Origin of the sequence: Photobacterium rosenbergii (assembly GCF_003026455.1) — a bacterium.
Taxonomy (GTDB): Bacteria; Pseudomonadota; Gammaproteobacteria; order Enterobacterales; family Vibrionaceae; genus Photobacterium; species Photobacterium rosenbergii.
In genome coordinates this window covers 838,382-855,271 of the sequence record NZ_PYMB01000001.1, presented here as the reverse complement: position 1 = coordinate 855,271, position 16,890 = coordinate 838,382, and the positions used below count along the sequence as shown (strand labels likewise).

General features: G+C 44.6%; 20 protein-coding genes. 14 read left to right on the top strand and 6 right to left on the bottom strand.

Annotation, left to right across the window (positions count from 1 at the left end; translation table 11 throughout):
- Positions 1-113: 113 nt before the first annotated feature.
- Positions 114-938, top strand: a complete 825-nt coding sequence (iolB, locus tag C9J01_RS04135; protein WP_107296821.1) for a 5-deoxy-glucuronate isomerase — start codon at positions 114-116, stop codon at positions 936-938.
- 25 nt (positions 939-963) lie between these two features.
- A complete protein-coding gene (gene iolG / locus C9J01_RS04130; protein WP_107296820.1) occupies positions 964-1,947 on the top strand; it encodes an inositol 2-dehydrogenase in 984 nt (327 codons plus the stop codon).
- A 152-nt stretch (positions 1,948-2,099) separates the two neighbouring features.
- Here the strand turns inward: iolG and C9J01_RS04125 are convergent, their stop codons facing one another.
- Positions 2,100-2,960 (bottom strand): MurR/RpiR family transcriptional regulator, encoded by an 861-nt coding sequence (locus C9J01_RS04125; RefSeq protein ID WP_107296819.1) that lies wholly within the window; start codon positions 2,958-2,960, stop codon positions 2,100-2,102.
- 505 nt (positions 2,961-3,465) lie between these two features.
- On the opposite strand from C9J01_RS04125, the gene C9J01_RS04115 reads away from it, so the two are divergent.
- From C9J01_RS04115 to C9J01_RS04065, 10 genes are all read left to right on the top strand, one after another.
- Positions 3,466-3,834: a VOC family protein gene (locus tag C9J01_RS04115; RefSeq protein ID WP_107296817.1), complete on the top strand. Its 369-nt coding sequence runs from the start codon at positions 3,466-3,468 to the stop codon at positions 3,832-3,834.
- Positions 3,835-3,907: 73 nt separating this feature from the next.
- Complete coding sequence (locus C9J01_RS04110) at positions 3,908-4,159, top strand: TIGR03643 family protein (protein WP_107296816.1); 252 nt, start codon at positions 3,908-3,910, stop codon at positions 4,157-4,159.
- Between the two features lie 72 nt (positions 4,160-4,231).
- On the top strand, positions 4,232-4,522 hold the full coding sequence (locus tag C9J01_RS04105; protein WP_107296815.1) for a hypothetical protein: 291 nt from the start codon (positions 4,232-4,234) through the stop codon (positions 4,520-4,522).
- 145 nt (positions 4,523-4,667) lie between these two features.
- Positions 4,668-5,075 (top strand): GFA family protein, encoded by a 408-nt coding sequence (locus tag C9J01_RS04095; protein WP_473805389.1) that lies wholly within the window; start codon positions 4,668-4,670, stop codon positions 5,073-5,075.
- A 233-nt stretch (positions 5,076-5,308) separates the two neighbouring features.
- Positions 5,309-5,653 carry an antibiotic biosynthesis monooxygenase family protein gene (locus C9J01_RS04090; RefSeq protein ID WP_107296812.1) on the top strand — a complete coding sequence of 115 codons (345 nt, stop codon included), beginning with the start codon at positions 5,309-5,311 and terminating at the stop codon, positions 5,651-5,653.
- Positions 5,654-5,763: 110 nt separating this feature from the next.
- A complete protein-coding gene (locus C9J01_RS04085; protein ID WP_107296811.1) occupies positions 5,764-6,393 on the top strand; it encodes a DUF1349 domain-containing protein in 630 nt (209 codons plus the stop codon).
- A gap of 46 nt (positions 6,394-6,439) precedes the next feature.
- Positions 6,440-6,853 (top strand): NUDIX hydrolase, encoded by a 414-nt coding sequence (locus C9J01_RS04080; RefSeq protein ID WP_107296810.1) that lies wholly within the window; start codon positions 6,440-6,442, stop codon positions 6,851-6,853.
- An 18-nt stretch (positions 6,854-6,871) separates the two neighbouring features.
- Positions 6,872-7,297 carry a lysozyme inhibitor LprI family protein gene (locus tag C9J01_RS04075; protein ID WP_107296809.1) on the top strand — a complete coding sequence of 142 codons (426 nt, stop codon included), beginning with the start codon at positions 6,872-6,874 and terminating at the stop codon, positions 7,295-7,297.
- A 42-nt stretch (positions 7,298-7,339) separates the two neighbouring features.
- Positions 7,340-8,086: a PhzF family phenazine biosynthesis protein gene (locus C9J01_RS04070; RefSeq protein ID WP_107296808.1), complete on the top strand. Its 747-nt coding sequence runs from the start codon at positions 7,340-7,342 to the stop codon at positions 8,084-8,086.
- A gap of 17 nt (positions 8,087-8,103) precedes the next feature.
- Positions 8,104-8,592 (top strand): GNAT family N-acetyltransferase, encoded by a 489-nt coding sequence (locus C9J01_RS04065; RefSeq protein WP_107296807.1) that lies wholly within the window; start codon positions 8,104-8,106, stop codon positions 8,590-8,592.
- On the opposite strand, the gene C9J01_RS04060 is transcribed toward C9J01_RS04065, so the two are convergent.
- Together C9J01_RS04060 and C9J01_RS04055 are read right to left on the bottom strand one after the other, a co-directional pair.
- Positions 8,571-9,239 (bottom strand): tRNA (adenine(22)-N(1))-methyltransferase, encoded by a 669-nt coding sequence (locus C9J01_RS04060; protein ID WP_201797783.1) that lies wholly within the window; start codon positions 9,237-9,239, stop codon positions 8,571-8,573. The two genes, C9J01_RS04065 and C9J01_RS04060, sit on opposite strands and share 22 nt — an antisense overlap.
- A 154-nt stretch (positions 9,240-9,393) precedes the next feature.
- Positions 9,394-9,717, bottom strand: coding sequence for a hypothetical protein (locus tag C9J01_RS04055; protein ID WP_107296805.1), 324 nt, complete (start codon positions 9,715-9,717; stop codon positions 9,394-9,396).
- Positions 9,718-9,964: 247 nt separating this feature from the next.
- Between C9J01_RS04055 and C9J01_RS04050 the strand changes: the two genes are divergently transcribed.
- Positions 9,965-10,543 carry an HD domain-containing protein gene (locus tag C9J01_RS04050; RefSeq protein ID WP_107297418.1) on the top strand — a complete coding sequence of 193 codons (579 nt, stop codon included), beginning with the start codon at positions 9,965-9,967 and terminating at the stop codon, positions 10,541-10,543.
- A gap of 130 nt (positions 10,544-10,673) precedes the next feature.
- On the opposite strand, the gene C9J01_RS04045 is transcribed toward C9J01_RS04050, so the two are convergent.
- From C9J01_RS04045 to C9J01_RS04035, 3 genes are all read right to left on the bottom strand, one after another.
- The gene (locus C9J01_RS04045) at positions 10,674-11,690 is read right to left on the bottom strand and encodes an ABC transporter permease (RefSeq protein ID WP_107296804.1); all 1,017 of its coding nucleotides are present in this window, start codon (positions 11,688-11,690) and stop codon (positions 10,674-10,676) included.
- A 74-nt stretch (positions 11,691-11,764) separates the two neighbouring features.
- Positions 11,765-13,258: a sugar ABC transporter ATP-binding protein gene (locus C9J01_RS04040; RefSeq protein WP_107296803.1), complete on the bottom strand. Its 1,494-nt coding sequence runs from the start codon at positions 13,256-13,258 to the stop codon at positions 11,765-11,767.
- Between the two features lie 88 nt (positions 13,259-13,346).
- Positions 13,347-14,345 carry a sugar ABC transporter substrate-binding protein gene (locus tag C9J01_RS04035; RefSeq protein WP_107296802.1) on the bottom strand — a complete coding sequence of 333 codons (999 nt, stop codon included), beginning with the start codon at positions 14,343-14,345 and terminating at the stop codon, positions 13,347-13,349.
- A 628-nt stretch (positions 14,346-14,973) separates the two neighbouring features.
- On the opposite strand from C9J01_RS04035, the gene C9J01_RS04030 reads away from it, so the two are divergent.
- Entirely contained in the window at positions 14,974-16,881 is a 1,908-nt protein-coding gene (locus tag C9J01_RS04030; protein ID WP_107296801.1) for a bifunctional 5-dehydro-2-deoxygluconokinase/5-dehydro-2-deoxyphosphogluconate aldolase, read from the top strand.
- The last annotated feature ends 9 nt before the right edge of the window (positions 16,882-16,890 follow it).

The window sequence follows — 16,890 nt, the reverse complement described above, 5'->3', positions numbered from 1 at the left end:
GTTACCTCGCCCACAAAATGAATCATTTGTTTCATAATTGGTTTGAAAAGGTTTTTTTATTCTCATATCATTTTGAAAAATTATTTTCAATAATATGGAACGGGAAGGCCACCATGTCAAAGCTGCTCTCCAAATATCATGCACCCGACCAGCAGGGGAATACCCAAAATATTACACCAGAATCAGCAGGTTGGGGTTATGTTGGATTCCAAGCGTTTGAATTGGAAAGTGGCCAAAGTATTGATTTGCCAGCCAGTGACAATGAGGTGTGTCTCGTCTTGGTAGGTGGTTTTGCCACCGTGACGACACCGTCTGAAACTTTTGAGAACATTGGCGACAGGATGACCCCGTTCGAGCGCAAAAAGCCCTATGCCGTTTATGTCGCAAAAGGTGAGGCAATTAAAGTGGTGGCAAATACCCAGCTTGAACTGGCGGTATGTACAGCACCAGGCCAAGGTAACTTCCCAACCCGATTAATAGCACCTGACAATATCGATGCCGAACAGCGCGGGGCAGGGAATAACCAGCGGTTTGTACACAATATCCTGCCTGATTACAAAGAGGCAGACAGCTTGCTGGTCGTCGAAGTGTATACCGACGAAGGTTGCACCAGCTCGTATCCTAGCCACAAGCATGATCAGGATGCAGAGCCAAACGAAACGTATCTGGAAGAAACCTATTACCACCGTTTGAACCCAGCTCAAGGGTTCTGTATGCAGCGAGTTTACACCGACGACCGTTCGTTGGACGAGTGCATGGCGGTATACGACAAAGATGTCGTACAAGTACCCAAGGGGTATCACCCTGTGGCAACCATTGCTGGCTACGACAGCTATTACCTTAATGTAATGGCAGGGCCAACCCGTAAATGGTTGTTCACCTGGGAAGATGACCACCAATGGATTAACGATGAGCAATATGCAAGAAAACATCAATAATTAGTTTCCGGCAAAGGAGTGAGACATGTTTAATATTGCGTTATTCGGCGCTGGCAGGATTGGCCAAGTGCATGCTGTAAATATTGCAAAGCATCCAAAGACAACACTGTATTCAATCATCGACCCATACCTAGAGGGTGCGAAGAAGATTTCTGAAGAGTACGGCGCGAAAATACAAGAGATCGACGAAGCAATGTCTGATCCGAATGTCCACGCTGTCTGCATTTGCTCTGCAACCCATACACATGCCGACTTGATTGAAATGGCTGCCCAGCATGGCAAAGTGATCTTCTGTGAAAAGCCGATTGATCTGGATATCAGCCGAGTACGCGATTGTCTAGCAACGGTTCGCCAGCACGGTGTGCCAATGATGGTAGGTTTCAACCGCCGTTATGACCCTCAGTTCAGAACCGTTAAGAACCAGCTAAATGCCGGTGTGATCGGTCAGCCTGAATCTTTAGTGATCACCTCTCGTGATCCGTCGCCACCGCCAGCTGAATACACCAAGGTATCAGGTGGGATGTTCCGTGACATGACTATCCATGATCTGGATATGGCTCGTTTCATTATGGGCGAAGATCCTGTTTCGATCACTGCACACGGCAGCTGCATGGTTGATCCGGCTATCGGTGAAGCTGGCGATATCGATACAGCCGTATTGGTATTGAACTTCCCATCAGGTGCGATTGCAACCATCAACAACAGTCGCCGTTCCGGTTACGGTTATGACCAGCGCCTTGAACTGCACGGTTCGAAAGGTTTGCTGCAGGCACACAACGTCAAAGAAAACTTGGTCCAGCACTGGGGTGAGGAAGGCTGCGTGGCCGCGAAACCTCAGCACTTCTTCCTTGAGCGCTATGAAGCGGCTTATGTTGCAGAATGGCAAGACTTTGTTGACGTGCTTGAAGGCCAAGAGCCTGAGTGTGGCGGTGCTGATGGTGAATACGCCCTAGTATTGGCAGATGCCGCGCTTGAGTCGATGAAGCAGGGCAAAACCATCAAGCTTTAATACTGGTAGTAACATTCAAGCTAATAGCCTCCTGAGTGATGACGGCACGGGGTGAAGTTACCCCCCAATGACATCGCCCCTTAGGTTTATCACTCTTTAAGCCTCGCAATTGCGGGGCTTTTTCTATTGGATATCAATTCAACTTCTAGCGGCTAGCTAAGCACGTTGACTTCAAAGCCATTGGTTGATGAGCCTTGACGGTAAGCCAATGAGACCGCCAAAGTTTGCGCTAGGCAAAGAGAAGCCGATTGTGAGCGGAAGGCTTCAACTTGGGCTTCTTTGACAACAAAACAAACATCACTGAAGGTAGCAAGAGGACTTACCTGACTATCGGTAATCACTATCTGTTTGGCACCGGCTTGTGAGGCGACTTCACTAAGGGTAACCGTTTCTTGAGCATAAGGGCTAAAGCTGATCGACAGTACCGCATCCTTGGGACCTATCATGGACAGCTGCTCTTTAAACATTCCGCCTAAACCGTCGATAAGAAAGGCTCGACGCTCGAGGTGGCGTAGGGCATAGGTAAGATACGATGCAACGCTGAATGAACGCCGTAGGCCAATTAAATAGATGTTTTCTGCCTCACTGAGAATCTCAACGGCTTGCTCAAGTTTCTCACTCGGAGTCTGCGCCGCAAGGTGGTTCATCGCCTGGGCATTGGCGCGGGCGAACTCTTGCAAAATCATCGCTGGGCTTTCAGGGGCATTTGGGTCGGCATCAAGCTCTTTGAACAATTTAGCACGTTCGGTATAGCTAGCTGTTTCCTCAACAAGGTTACGACGAAACAGTTGTTTCATATCGTTAAAGCCATTGAAACCGAAAGCATTGGCAAAGCGGATTAGGGTAGAAGGGGGCACTTCAGCTTGATTGGCAATAGTGGCAACGGTATCGAAGGCAACACTGTTGGAATTATCTAGCACATAACGGGCGACCTGCTGTAAACGCTTGCTAAGATCGCTATAACGCGTTCGTATCTGATCTTGCAGTTCGGTTAGGTTATTGGCAACGGACATCTCTTACTCCCTTCAATGACTCCTTAATCTATTGTAATGGCTTATGCATTGTTATGAAACGTTTTTTTCATTAACTGACAAAGCTATGCGAAATTAGAATATTCATTCCAAGGCGTATTGGCGGAAATGTACTGTGTAAGGTGCGAGTTTTCGCTCATTGAAAAATTGATGTTTTGTTAAGCGCGCTTGTGATTGTGATATTCATCTTTAGTCGTGAAGGAAAAAGGTGGTATGTTGATGAATATAATAGAGAGTTGAGAGACTTTGGCTGTATCTCTGACAGCTATGGCAAGAGATACCTAATGTTTCCGTTGTTACTTGTGCTTAATGACCTAAAGAAAGCTGAAGAGTATATAGGGTGGCATGATTCCCAGTTGTTGGATGAATCTGATCAGCTACTAGGTTCCTTCAAGAAAAATAGCTGACAAACTGTTAAGAGTTTTGTCAACGCTTTGAATGTTGGGTTTGAATCGACATTAATGTTTTTGGCAAAGGGAGTAAAATGATGATTAGTCATTTCGATCATATTGTTCTTACCGTTTCAGATATACAAAACGCGGTTAATTTCTACAAGCGGGTTTTGTGTATGGAAGAAGTTACCTTTGCGAATGGTCGTAAGGCAGTAACGTTCGGTAATCAAAAGATAAATTTTCAGCTTCTCGGCCAGGAACCACGAAATATCGCTAATGTTGGATCTGGAGATGTTTGCCTTATTTCAAATTGGTCCCTAGAAGAGGTGATAGATCATTTAGACAAAGAAGATGTCAAAATCATTGAGGGCCCAGTCGGAAAATCAGGAGCGGTTGGTGCTATTCAGTCGGTATATTTTTTGGACCCGGATAAAAACCTTATCGAAGTCAGTGTTTACCAATAGGTTCTGCGTTTAAGTGATGTAATCCGAACTCATTACAATGTCGTACTTATGTCTTTGGAATAGGAATAGTATGATGCAGTTTACTAGCGAGTGTGAATCTAGAATTATTGAAATGGCGTGGGAAGATAGGACGCCATTTGAAGCCATTGAACTCCAATTTGGTTTAAATGAAAAGGAAGTGATTCATTTCATGCGCAAAAGGCTCAAGGCAGGTAGCTTCAAACTTTGGCGCTCAAGAGTATCAGGCCGAAAAACCAAGCATGAAAAATTGCGTAGCAAGCAGGTTAGTCGGGGTTATTGCCCTTCCCAATACAAGCACAGATAACAATAATCACACTTAACAAGCCGCCTAAGATTTTAATATGGTTGGTGGTGTACCATTTACTTTGGAGATTAGATGATTGAGATTGATTACTTAGTTAACGTCGTCACTATTCCTGCTGATTTAATAGAAGCGGCGAATAATAAGAATTCTGATTTGTATGAAGCCTATAAGATCTACCAGATACTTGTTGAATCAAGTCTATTATGGCGGGTCTGGTATATCGATGAATATGGGAAAATATGGCTTGATGTGAATCTTGTCAATAAAGCTGGAGAGCATGAGTTTCATACCATAGCCTTAGATGAAGGGACTTATGTGAAAGTAAATGCCGAAAGTTATGTAGTTTTGGATGAACTCAAATAGTACCTAGGGTAGCAAATCGATTATGCTGACTGTTTGGCGTGACACTCTCAAACCAAATTAGGACTTTGTGCCGACTGTCGATATCGATGAATTCCCCCTTATCATAGAGTTTTACAATTAAGGATAATAATGATGAGAAAGTTGGTTGGTTCTTGCCTTTGTAAATTCTTGCCTTTGTAAAAAGGTACAAATTGAAGTCCCTGATGACTTTGACTATATGGGGAACTGTCATTGTTCTGAGTGCCGTAAATTTACAGGATCGGACTACTCTTCGGTTGGCGGGTTAAGCTCAGATAAGTTTCGCCTTACATCCGGTGAAGATTTTATAATCGTGTACCCTAAAAGTGAGGATACAGAATTAGCATTTTGCAGTACCTGTGGCTCTAGTTTGTTTTCAAGAAAGCTGAAAACAGAGATGCATAATATCCGATTGGGTATTCTAGATGATATACCTACACATAAGCCAAGTTTTCATATTTATACGGGCTCTAAAGCGTCTTGGAATGAAATAACTGATGGTTTACAGCAATTCGAAAAAGGGCCCGTAAAGTAATACGTTGTTCTAACTACTATGAATCCTGAAGAGCATTTACAAACGCCCATGTTTAACCCAGCACAATATGTACTCAAAGCATGCGTCCTAACAATGCTCAAATCGCTCTGATTTACGGCATTTATGAATAGAGAACATCAGAGTCATTACAGTTTTGTTTTCTTGCGGACCGTCAAATTAATCTTGTGCTAATTGACTAAAATACAGAGAAATTTTTAGTAGGTTCGTAAACTATGATAGCTGTTATTTTTGAAGTACAGGTCGCTGAGGGGAAAACGTCTGAGTACCTTGATATTGCAAACGAGATCAGACCCTTACTTGCAGGAATTGAAGGTTTCATTTCTATCGAGCGTTTTCAAAGCCTGACCAACGAAGGCAAAGTCTTGTCTCTCTCATTTTGGCGTGACGAAGAGTCAATCAAACAATGGCGCCGCATAGAATCCCATAGGCTTGCGCAAGCAAAAGGGAGAAACGGTGTGTTTGAAAGTTATAGGCTAAGAGTGGCGGGTGTTATCCGTGACTATGGCATGGATAGTCGAGAAGAGGCGCCAAAAGACAGTATCGAGGTACACGGTTAGCCATATATATCTTGCTTGGTATATCTTCGCTATGGATACTGTATGTGTTTAAGGAATTAACCCCAGTCATTTGGACTGGTGATTGGGGAAGAAATAACAGAGATGAATAAATGGTAGATTTTACAGTTGGTAAATGGATTTTTGAGCCTAAAGTGAGTGAAGTGACCAAAGAGATGGTTTCTATCACCACAGAGCCAGAAACAGATTTCTGGCAGCGCTCTTACTATGGCTTCCGTAATGATAATGCTCCGGCACTGCAGATTGAATCCGATGATAACTTCACTTTTACAGCAAAAGTGAGTTTTGACTATCAGGCGCAGTTTGATCAATGCGGACTCATTATTTATCTCGATAATGAAAACTGGTTTAAGGCCTCTATAGAATACGAAAACGAAGAGTTTTCAAGGTTGGGCAGCGTTGTCACAAACTTAGGTTATTCAGATTGGGCCACATCAGATATTCCACTGCCAAATGAGATTTGGTACCGCTTAAACCGCCGTGGTCCTGACTTCTTAATTGAGTGCTCGCTTGACGGTGTGACCTTCAAACAAATGCGAATCTTCCATCTCCATAAGCTTGGTGAAACAACGGCTGAAATGGGTAAATGTAACCCGCCATTACCAGCGCAGAACAAGGTGAGCTTTGGCGTTTACGCTTGTAGCCCTTTGAAATCATCATTTACGGCTAGGTTTACAGATATGAGCCTAGAGCCATGTAAGTGGTTGGCACACGCTGTTTAACTTTATTGGGCGTGAGAAAACCACTTGAATTCAGTGTGGAAAATAAATGAATAAAGTTATCGATAAACTTGCTTGGGTCTTAATCCAAAATGGTCAATTTTTAGTCGTAAGATCTAAAGGTAAAGAGCTGTTTTACTTGCCTGGGGGCAAACGTGAAGTAGGGGAAAGCGATGAACAAGCGCTTATCCGCGAAATTAAGGAAGAATTATCTGTCGAGCTTGCTCCTGAAAGCATAGAGTATATGGAAACATTCATAGCTCAAGCTGATGGCAAAGCTGAAGGAGTCTCTGTAAAACTCACCTGCTATTTCGCAGAGTTTTCTGGTGAGTTAACTCCTGCTGCAGAGATAGAAGAACTTAAATTTATTGATGGCAATGATGAAGCAGTCTGCTCTGCTGCGGCGTTAGTTGTGTTGAAGTGGCTAGAGTCAAAGTCCTTAGTCGCTGAGCAGAGGGCTTAAGTTCATATAGGGTGACATATGAAAAGGTGCTTAATTATTACTTTAGCGAGTTTGTCGTTTACAGTTTCCGCTGAAAACCAGGCTATTGATTGCAATAATGCGATGAATACACTTGAGATTAACCACTGTGCGGCTGTTAAATTGGATTTAGCTCAAGCTGAATTAGATAAGTACTTTAAAACCAGCCTTGAGCATAATGCTTCTGACCCAGAGTTGGTTCAGGCTATCAAGTTCGCTCAAAAAGACTGGCAGGCTTATATGTCATCCCATTGCGACTCTGTCTATATACAATGGCGCGAGGGGACTATTCGTGGGGTTATGGCGATATCTTGCAAAACTGAACTTACCAAGCAAAGAACTCATGAAATTTGGCAAAATTTCCTTTCATATATGGACAGTACTCCGCCGGTATTGCCGGAACCGCCATTAGCCAAGAGCCAATAACCGTGTCTTTTTAATACTGAACAATCACAAGGAAGGTGCACGATTAAAGCGCAAATTTACGATGTATTTTGTAGTGACTTCGCTAAAGGAAACCCTTGTGCCGTTGTTGAGTTGCTAAAGTGGCCAGATGAGGCTGAGTTGCTTTCAATAACCCAAGAGTTGGCACAACCGGTTACCTCATTTGTTGTTGAGTCGGATTCAGGCTTTGATATTCGTTGGTTTTCGTTAGAGGGTGAAATAAACCTGTGCGGACATGGTAGTTTAGGTGCTGGCGCGGCTTTAATATCCAAATACGGCTTGGCTTCGGTAACGCTTGTCAGTCAGTATGGGCAAGTCGTTATTTCAAAGAAAAACGGTCGATATAAAATTACCCTGCCAGGTTGGCGTGCTCAGCAAACACCTATAGATAAGATTGACTTCAAAATTTCCGCTAGAGATGTGTTTTCAACCCGGGATTTAATACTGGTTTTAGAGTCGGAAGATGCAGTCGCTAACTTTGTGCCTGACTTTGACCAGATGAACAAGATTGAAGACATTCATGCTGTGATAGTCACGGCCCAAAGCTCGTCTGACAGCTATGTTTTACGCTACTTTGCGCCGAAAATCGGGATAGATGAAGATTTAGCAACAGGGTCTGCACAATGCTCACTGGCGCCATATTGGTTCAACAAATTGGGAGTCACTAAGTTGTCTGCACGGCAGATTTCAACATCGGGTGGGTATTTCGAGATTGAGCAAGCAGCGGACGCTTCTATCGTGGTGTCGGCTCAAGTTAAATTAAGGTTGTAGAAGTAGTTTATAAAAGAATGATTTTTCGAGAAATTACAGTATCTGATAGCGAGTTACAAAAAAGCCTATTATTCGTTGCGCTTTGGACACCAGATGACGAACCCGACCATGACTTGAAAGTCCTCGAGTTACCTCACATCAAAGAATATTTTGATGATTGGGGACAAGAGGGGGATTTCGGGTTGTTTGCATTAGATGATACCGGTGGAGTAATGGGGATTGTACAAGTGCGTTCCAAATCCAGCCTGACTGAGTGTCATGCAGACTGTCCTGAGTTAGCCTTGGCGGTGAATCCTCTATACCGAGGGCAGGGTGTAGCATCGGCATTAATGCGAGAGTTACTCGTTCGTACTGACAATCTTGCAGTGGGTGTACGTCTTGGGGTACACCCTAAGAATAAGGTAGCGATATCACTATACGAAAAGTTTGGTTTTGAAACTTACCAAGTCGTAGAGAGTGGCTACCTGCAGATGTACAGAGGCTCTCAACCCGTAACTGCGCTATAACGCTCGATAATTGCCTCAATATTATCGGCGTTTCCTCGCTGAAGGCGACGGTAGTGGCTTAAGGTCTTGTCGATATAGCGGGTGACGATATCGGCTTGCTCGTTGGTATCAGAGTGCCAAATTTTGCAGCCCACCTCGTTGATTGGACTGTTTTCATCCATATGGGATGAAACGTGCAAAATCTCATAGAAACGCCTGTTATCCTCAATCAGTATTTCATGCTTAAGACCGAATTGATGTTCTATGAGCTTTTGGCGCAGCATATATGTGTTGTTTACTGGGCATAGTAAAAAATCAATGTCAGCGCTTTGGTCGTTTTGGTAAATACCTTCAACCAGCTCGCACATTAAATCGCCGCCTACGCCAGCGATGATCACTAGGTGCTTGCCTTCGTATTGCTTCAGCGGAAGCTTAGCGACATCCAGGCAATGAACTTCCCATTTATCTTCAGGGTAGAAACGTTGTAGGTTCTTCTCTACCGTGTTCATAAGGTCCGGTACGATATCAACAAAATGCACGTTGTCAGCAGCCTGTCTTGATAGCAGGGCTGCGCCGATGAGCCCGTGGTCACAACAACAATCCCAAACATGGTCGTAGCCAGTAGGGACCATTTGTTCAATTTGCTTCAATCTTGTACTAAGTTTCAATGAAATTGCCCGATTAACATCTAAAATCGCACGCATTGTAGTGGTTTTTCGTCTGTTAGCGAAGTGAAAAGCGAGAAAGTTATCTAACTGGTTGAATGTTTGAGATATGACTCCATTGTTAATCTTGACGGGCCAGAATATGGCTGGGTTATGACTAAAATAGTGACATCTGTTTACTGTGGTGAGCTTGGATATCTGATGGGTTTTCAACCCCCTCAAAATATTCAACCCAAACCTTGTTACTGCGCGGAAACTCGCGCTTCAATGTTTTCTTGGCTTGCTTTTTAATTTTATCAGCATCGCCTGAGAAAGAGGTGTTCTTGAAGCCGTGCTCGATAATCTGGAATAGTTCACTATCTTGACGGTAGAGTATGAAACCCCGGTCTTTTTTGAAGGTTTTGAAGTGCACGACTTCTTTGGCTGCCATTGTTTTGAGTTGTTTATCGATTAAAGGCATGATATTTGAAATATGAATCATAGGCTTAGCTTTTGTTGTCTTTTAACCCAAGATAACAAGAATAGCATTGCAATGATGGTTAATAACATTGCAGTAAGCGTAGCCAGACTAAATCGCATATTGGTGAAAATTACAATGGGTCCTATGGAGGGGAAGAGCTGATAAGTGTAAGGTGCATTACTAAGCCGGAAGTGAGTTTATAAACTAATAAGGAGAAAAAGTGCCTTCTACATTCGAAAAACACTTTATTGAGTTTATCCAATCTGAAATGCAGCAAGACCTAGCTCATGATTTGAATCATGTACTTCGGGTGGTCAAGTCGGCTAAAGCATTATGTGCCAAGGAAGGGGCGTGTCTTGAAGTTGTACTACCTGCCGCTTATTTACATGATTGTTTTTCATTTCCCAAAAACCATCCAGATAGAGCTAGGAGTTCACACATTGCGGCTGAAAAAGCGGTAGAGTTTCTTGCCAGCATTGGTTATCCCTCAGAGTACTTTGAAGCCATCCACCATGCCATTGTGGCGCACAGTTTCAGCGCGAACATCAAACCAGAAACCGTGGAAGCACAAATTGTCCAGGATGCCGACAGGCTTGATGCGTTGGGTGCTATTGGCATTGCGCGATGTATTCAGGTCAGTTCGGGCCTAGGTGTCGGCTTATATGATGCTGTAGATCCATTTAGCGAAGATAGGGAGCTAAATGATCGGCAGTATACAATCGATCATTTCTACACCAAGTTGTTTAAGCTGAAAGATAAAATGAATACCCGTTCAGCGATAGAGGAAGCTGAAAAGCGCACTAACTATATGAAACAGTACTTAAAACAGCTAGGCTCTGAGATCTAACTGCTTTAAATAAAAAAAGCCACGTAACCCTAGGGGGAGAAACGTGGCACTTCAACGTGAAGTCCTACAGTAAAGTTAATTCTTTATAGGCTCGTGTTGTATTTATCTTTGTTGTACGTATGGTTTTTCGCTATTTACTCTTCTTCTGACGTTTCATATCGAAGACAACAGCGACCACGATTACCAAGCCTTTCACAACTTGCTGCCAGTAGGCCGAGACGTTCAATAGGTCGAGGCCATTTTGCAGCACACCCATGATCATGGTACCTATGATGGTGCCTTGAATCGTACCGATACCGCCGGCGTGTGATACACCACCTACCGTTGCCGATGCGATGGCATCGAGTTCATACATCACACCAAGACCAGGCTGACCTGAGTTGATACGGGCAGACAAGATAAGCGCTGCGATACCAGCTAGTAGACCTGCATAGGTGTAAACCAGGATTTTGTACTTCTTAACGTTGATGCCTGATACATAGGCTGCTGTTTCGTTACCACCGATTGCGTAGGCGTATTTACCGAAGCGGGTGTAGTTCAACAGGATGTAAGAGACAATGGCCATGACGATAAAGATGATGACCGGAACTGGGATACCAGCAACTGTACCCTGGCCAATCCACTGGTAAGAGTCAATCAAGCTACTAACTGGACGGCCATCGGAGTAGAGCAGGGCTGCACCACGGGCGATGATCATCATACCCAGAGTGGCGATAAATGGAGGGATACCGGTATAAGCAATCAAAGCACCATTGATGAAACCACACAGTGCACCTACCGCAAGAGCAACTAAGATTGGCACTATAACGGGTAGTTCAGGCATCGCTGGGTACATACGCATGCCCCAGTCGAGTGTCTGCGCCATACTGGCCGAGGCCACGGCGGCAACTGCAAGGACCGAACCGGACGACAGGTCGATACCCCGGGTAATAATGATGATGGTTACCCCCAGTGCCAATAGACCGATACTGGCCATCTGGGTAACAACGTTAAGCAGGTTGGCTACAGTAAGGAATACTGGAGAGAGAATAGACATCACCACACACATGGCGATAAATACAAAGTAGATGGCATATTTAGAAATCAAACGTTTATAATTCTGAGGCGATTTCGCACCAGACGTTGCTTCTATTAACTTCGCAATCATAATAACTTTCCTTGATGAATTATTGCGTCACCCTGTCACAACAGCAGTGAGATATTTTTTTGGGTCGCTGGTGGCTATGCCAACGCCATTGACATAATTTTTTCTTGGGTCGCTTCAGTGCCGTCGAGTTCGCCCTTGAGGTTACCTTCATGCATAACCAAGACACGGTCACTCATGCCGATAACTTCTGGTAATTCTGACGAGATCATGACTAGGCTCTTACCCATACCGGTTAGTAGGCGCATCAGTTTGTAGATTTCTGACTTCGCGCCCACATCAATCCCGCGGGTCGGTTCGTCGAGGAACAGAATGTCAGGCTTGGTCAGCATCCAGCGTGCCAACAATACTTTTTGCTGGTTACCACCACTGAGGTTGTCAATCGCCTCGTTCATATGTGGAGTTTTGACTTTCAGCTTTTTGCAATGGTCCTCACTGTCGCTTCGCATTTGGCGGACATCAAGGACATTGGCTACGCGACTTTTGTAGGCGTCAAGATGAGCGATAGAGGTGTTGGCGAAGATATCAAGCATCAGGTACAGGCCTGAATGGCGGCGATCTTCGGTCAAAAATGCCATTTTGTGGCTAATAGCATCTTGTGGCGCTTTGATCTCAACCTCTTCACCATTGATCCAGATCTCTCCGGTTTCCTTCTCGCGAACACCAAAGAGGGTTTCGATAAGTTCAGTTCGACCTGCACCGACAAGGCCTGCAATCCCGAGGATCTCTCCTTCATGGAGTTTGAAGTTCACATCCCTAAAGCAACCATCAACAGAGAGGTTTTTCACTTCTAGTCGGGTTTTACCGGGCTTGGCAGTTGGGGGAGGGAACACATCACCAAGATCGCGACCGACCATCATTTGAACCAGTTCATCGTGATTGGTGTCTCGCGCTTCTCGTTCGCCGATGTAGCAACCGTCACGGAATACAGTGATGTCATCACAGATCTTGAAGATCTCATCCATTTTGTGGCTGATATACACCATGGCAACACCTTGGGATTTGAGCTTTTCGATAATCTCAAACAGGTGGGCGACTTCTTTATCTGTCAGGGCAGAAGTTGGTTCGTCCATGATGATGATCTTTGAGTCGAAAGAAATGGCCTTGGCAATCTCTACCATCTGCATGGTTGCCACGGTTAAGTCACTCATCAGGGTACGAGGATCAAGATCCAGATCAAGACGCTGCAGTAGGGCTTCGGTATCGGCAAACATCTTCTTGTGGTCGATGAGTCGTAGTGGCCCTTTTACTGGTTCGCGTCCCAGCCAGATATTTTCAGCAATATTTCGGTGTAGAACGGGAGAGAGTTCTTGGTGAATCATTGAAATCCCGCTCTCTAAAGATTCTTTAGCGCCAGAGAAATCTACGAGTTCCCCTAGGTAGCGAATGGTTCCAGCATCGCGCTGATATGTGCCAAACAGCACTTTCATCAAAGTCGATTTACCTGCACCATTTTCGCCCATGAGTGCCATTACGCGGCCTTTCTTCAGGGTAAGTTGCACGTTATCAAGTGCCTTCACACCGGGAAAGGTTTTGGTAATACCACGCATCTCAAGTATTACTTGGCTCATACAGAATTGCTCCAAAATTGGCCCTACTTGTCTAGTACAAACGATATGTAGTAGGGCCGGATAAGTTATTTATAGAGAGGGTGGTGGATTAACTTTTAGCTTGGAATTCAGCTAGGTTGTCTTTGGTAACAAGTTCTGCAGGGATCCAAGTGATCTTCTCTTGTGGCTTTTTGTTGATGGCATTCATTGCTGCATCAAGAGCACCACGTGCTTGGCCTACACCGTCTTGAAATACAGTTGCATCCAATGCGCCATCCTGGATTGCCATGATACCGTCAGGTGTTGCATCGACACCGACAACGATAGTGTCATCGAGTTTGCCAGCAGCACGTAGAGCCTGAATAGCACCCAAAGCCATGTCGTCATTATTTGAAAGGATAATGTCAATTTGCTCACCAGAGTTGATCCAGTTTTCCATGACGATCATGCCCTGAGAGCGCTGCCATAAACCCGTTTGCTTACGGGTGATGTTGTACTCTGGCTTGTCTTTGAAGAATTCTTCAACGCCTTGGGTACGTAGGATTGCAGCTTCTACTGTCATCATACCCATGATGATACCGATGTTGCCGCCTTCAACCTTGGACGCCGCGTATTTCGCTTGCTCTTCACCGAAACGAAGTTCATCAGAACCCACGTATGACACACCTTCAGGTAGGTAAGAAGGGCGACGGTTCAGGTAAACAAGCTCAATGCCAGCTTTCTGGATGCTATCTGTCATTGGTTGGGTCGCATCGGTGTTAACTGGTACTAGGATGATGCCGTCAACTTGCTGAACAATGAAGTTTTGGATTTGGCCCAACTGTTTCACTGTATCTTCTTTTGCATCGACGAAAATCAAATCTACATTGCCCATCTCCTTGGCGTATTTGTCCATGGAGTCTTTCATGTTGACCAGGAAGGTGTCATCGAAGTTAGGAATGGCAACGCCAATCTTAATCTTATCTTCACCATCCTCACCACCACAGGCAGCGAGTGCGAACACAGCGCCGATGATTGCGATCTTGCGTAGGATCCCTTTGGAAAGGGACTTTGTCGTCGAAATAGAGTTAGTAATTAGAGAAGTAATTCCATGTATCAGTGACGGCATTTTTGCCTCCTTTTTATGGTGCACCTAACCGTTTTCTTGGGTGAAATGTATATTTCAAAAATACGGTATTTAGATGCTAATCACTTTCTAGAGTGAAATGCCACTCCAGAAAGCGTGTTCACGTTGATTGAAATAAATTTATTATTTTTATGTAAACAACTATATGCTCGAGCTCAATTAATAACCACCCCTGAATGAGTGTAAATGACAAAATTGTTAACCATGTCTCACTGGAATCAATGTCTAATAGCTTGTTCATCCTCTAAATTAATGATTTTTATAGCTAATAATTGCTCAGATATACCAATAAAAGGCTAAGTTGTTGAATTTAAGTAGAATAATGCGCATGGTGCTACATGTTGATAAGATGTTATATTTGTTTGAAAAAAATTTTCCATTTTTGGTGTGGTAAGAGCAGTTATTGAAGTTGCGATGAAATTTTACCTTGATCACAAAATATATTTTTCATTTCATTTTTCATTTAAAATGAAATAAATATTTCGTATCATGTGTCTATCGAAACAATGAGGGTTGAGAGGGGTGTTCTCAACAATGATTGTCTGAATCGGTTTAATCATTATCTGAACGGTTCTTAACTACACGGTAGTTAAAGGAAGGAGTGAAAAGGATGAATACCAGCAATAAGAAATTGGATCTTATTTGTTTGGGGCGAGTTGCCGTTGACCTTTATGGCCAGCAGATTGGCGCTCGGCTAGAAGATATGGGCACTTTCTCTAAGTACCTCGGTGGGTCATCAGGCAACGTCGCGTATGGCACGGCAAGGCAGGGGCTGAAGTCTTCCATGCTGGCAAGGGTGGGTGATGAACACATGGGGCGTTTTCTACGTGAAGAGCTACACCGTGTGGGTGTTGATACTAGCCACTTAATCACCGATAAAGAGCGCCTGACTGCCTTGGTTATCCTTGGAATTAAGGATGAAGATACTTTTCCTCTCATTTTCTATCGTGATAACTGTGCAGACATGGCTATCACAGCCGATGATATTGACGAGCAATACATAGCCTCTGCTCGCTGCCTGGCAATTACGGGCACCCATCTCTCTCATCCCAACACTCGTGAAGCCGTTTTGACAGCTTTACGTTATGCCCGTAAGCATGGCGTTAAAACTGCCATTGATATTGATTACCGTCCTGTACTTTGGGGCTTAACCACGCTTGGGGACGGGGAGACCCGGTTTATTGAGTCCGGCAAGGTTACCGAGCAGTTGCAGGAAGTTCTCGGCTTGTTCGACTTGATTGTCGGAACAGAAGAAGAGTTCCATATTGCTGGTGGCTCGACAGATACCGTTGAAGCATTAAAAGCAGTACGTGAAGTGAGTAATGCCGAACTAGTGTGCAAGCGTGGACCGTTGGGTTGCTCGGTATTTTCCGACGAGATCCCAAATGATCTCGATGACGGTATTACCGTTGAAGGTGTTCGCGTTGATGTACTGAATGTACTTGGTGCAGGAGATGCCTTCATGTCTGGTCTGTTGCGTGGATACCTAAATAACGAAGGATGGGAAAAAGCCTGTGCTTATGCCAACGCATGCGGGGCCTTGGTGGTTTCTCGTCATGGTTGTGCGCCTGCCATGCCATCCAAAGAAGAGTTAGACAATTATCTTGCCCGTGCCAATGACGTCCCTCGTCCTGATTTGGATGAAACGCTCAATCATCTCCACCGAGTAACGACCCGTGATAAAGAGTGGCAAGAACTCTGCGTCCTCGCGTTCGATCACCGCATCCAGTTTGTTGATATGGCCCGTGAAGCTAATGCAGATATCAGCCGTATCAAACCATTGAAAAAGCTTATTTTACAAGCAAGCCGTGAAGTGGCTGAAGAAGCCGGTTTAACGGGTAAAGCGGGTTTACTGTGCGATAGTACATTCGGACAGGATGTTCTGAACGACATTACCGGTGAAGGTTGGTGGATAGGTAGACCGGTAGAGCTGCCAGCATCGCGCCCTCTGGAGTTGGAGCATGGCAATATTGGCTCCCAGTTGGTTGATTGGCCGCTTGAACACGTTGTGAAATGCCTTGTGTTCTACCACCCAGATGATCATCACGCGTTACGCCTTGATCAAGAGAAAAAAGTACGTGAAGTGTATGAAGCGTGCTGTAAAACAGGACATGAGTTGCTGCTGGAAGTAATTCTACCTGCGGATATGGAGCGTTCTGATGAGCTTTACCTGCGTGCTATGCAGCGTTTCTACAACCTTGGCGTGAAGCCGGATTGGTGGAAACTGCCGCCGATGGCTGTTGACGCTTGGCATGGTGTGAATGATCTTATTCAAGCACGCGATAAGCATTGCCGGGGTGTCGTACTTCTGGGCCTGGACGCTCCAGAAGAAGAATTGAAAGCCGGTTTTAATGCCGCTGCAAGTACCGACGTAGTTAAAGGCTTTGCGGTAGGTAGAACTATCTTCGGGCAGCCATCTCGCCAGTGGCTTGCCAATGAGATTGATGATGCGGGACTCATTGCACAAATCAAAAAGAACTACCACAACCTAATCACCCTGTGGCGCCAGCGTGGCTGAAGGAATCAA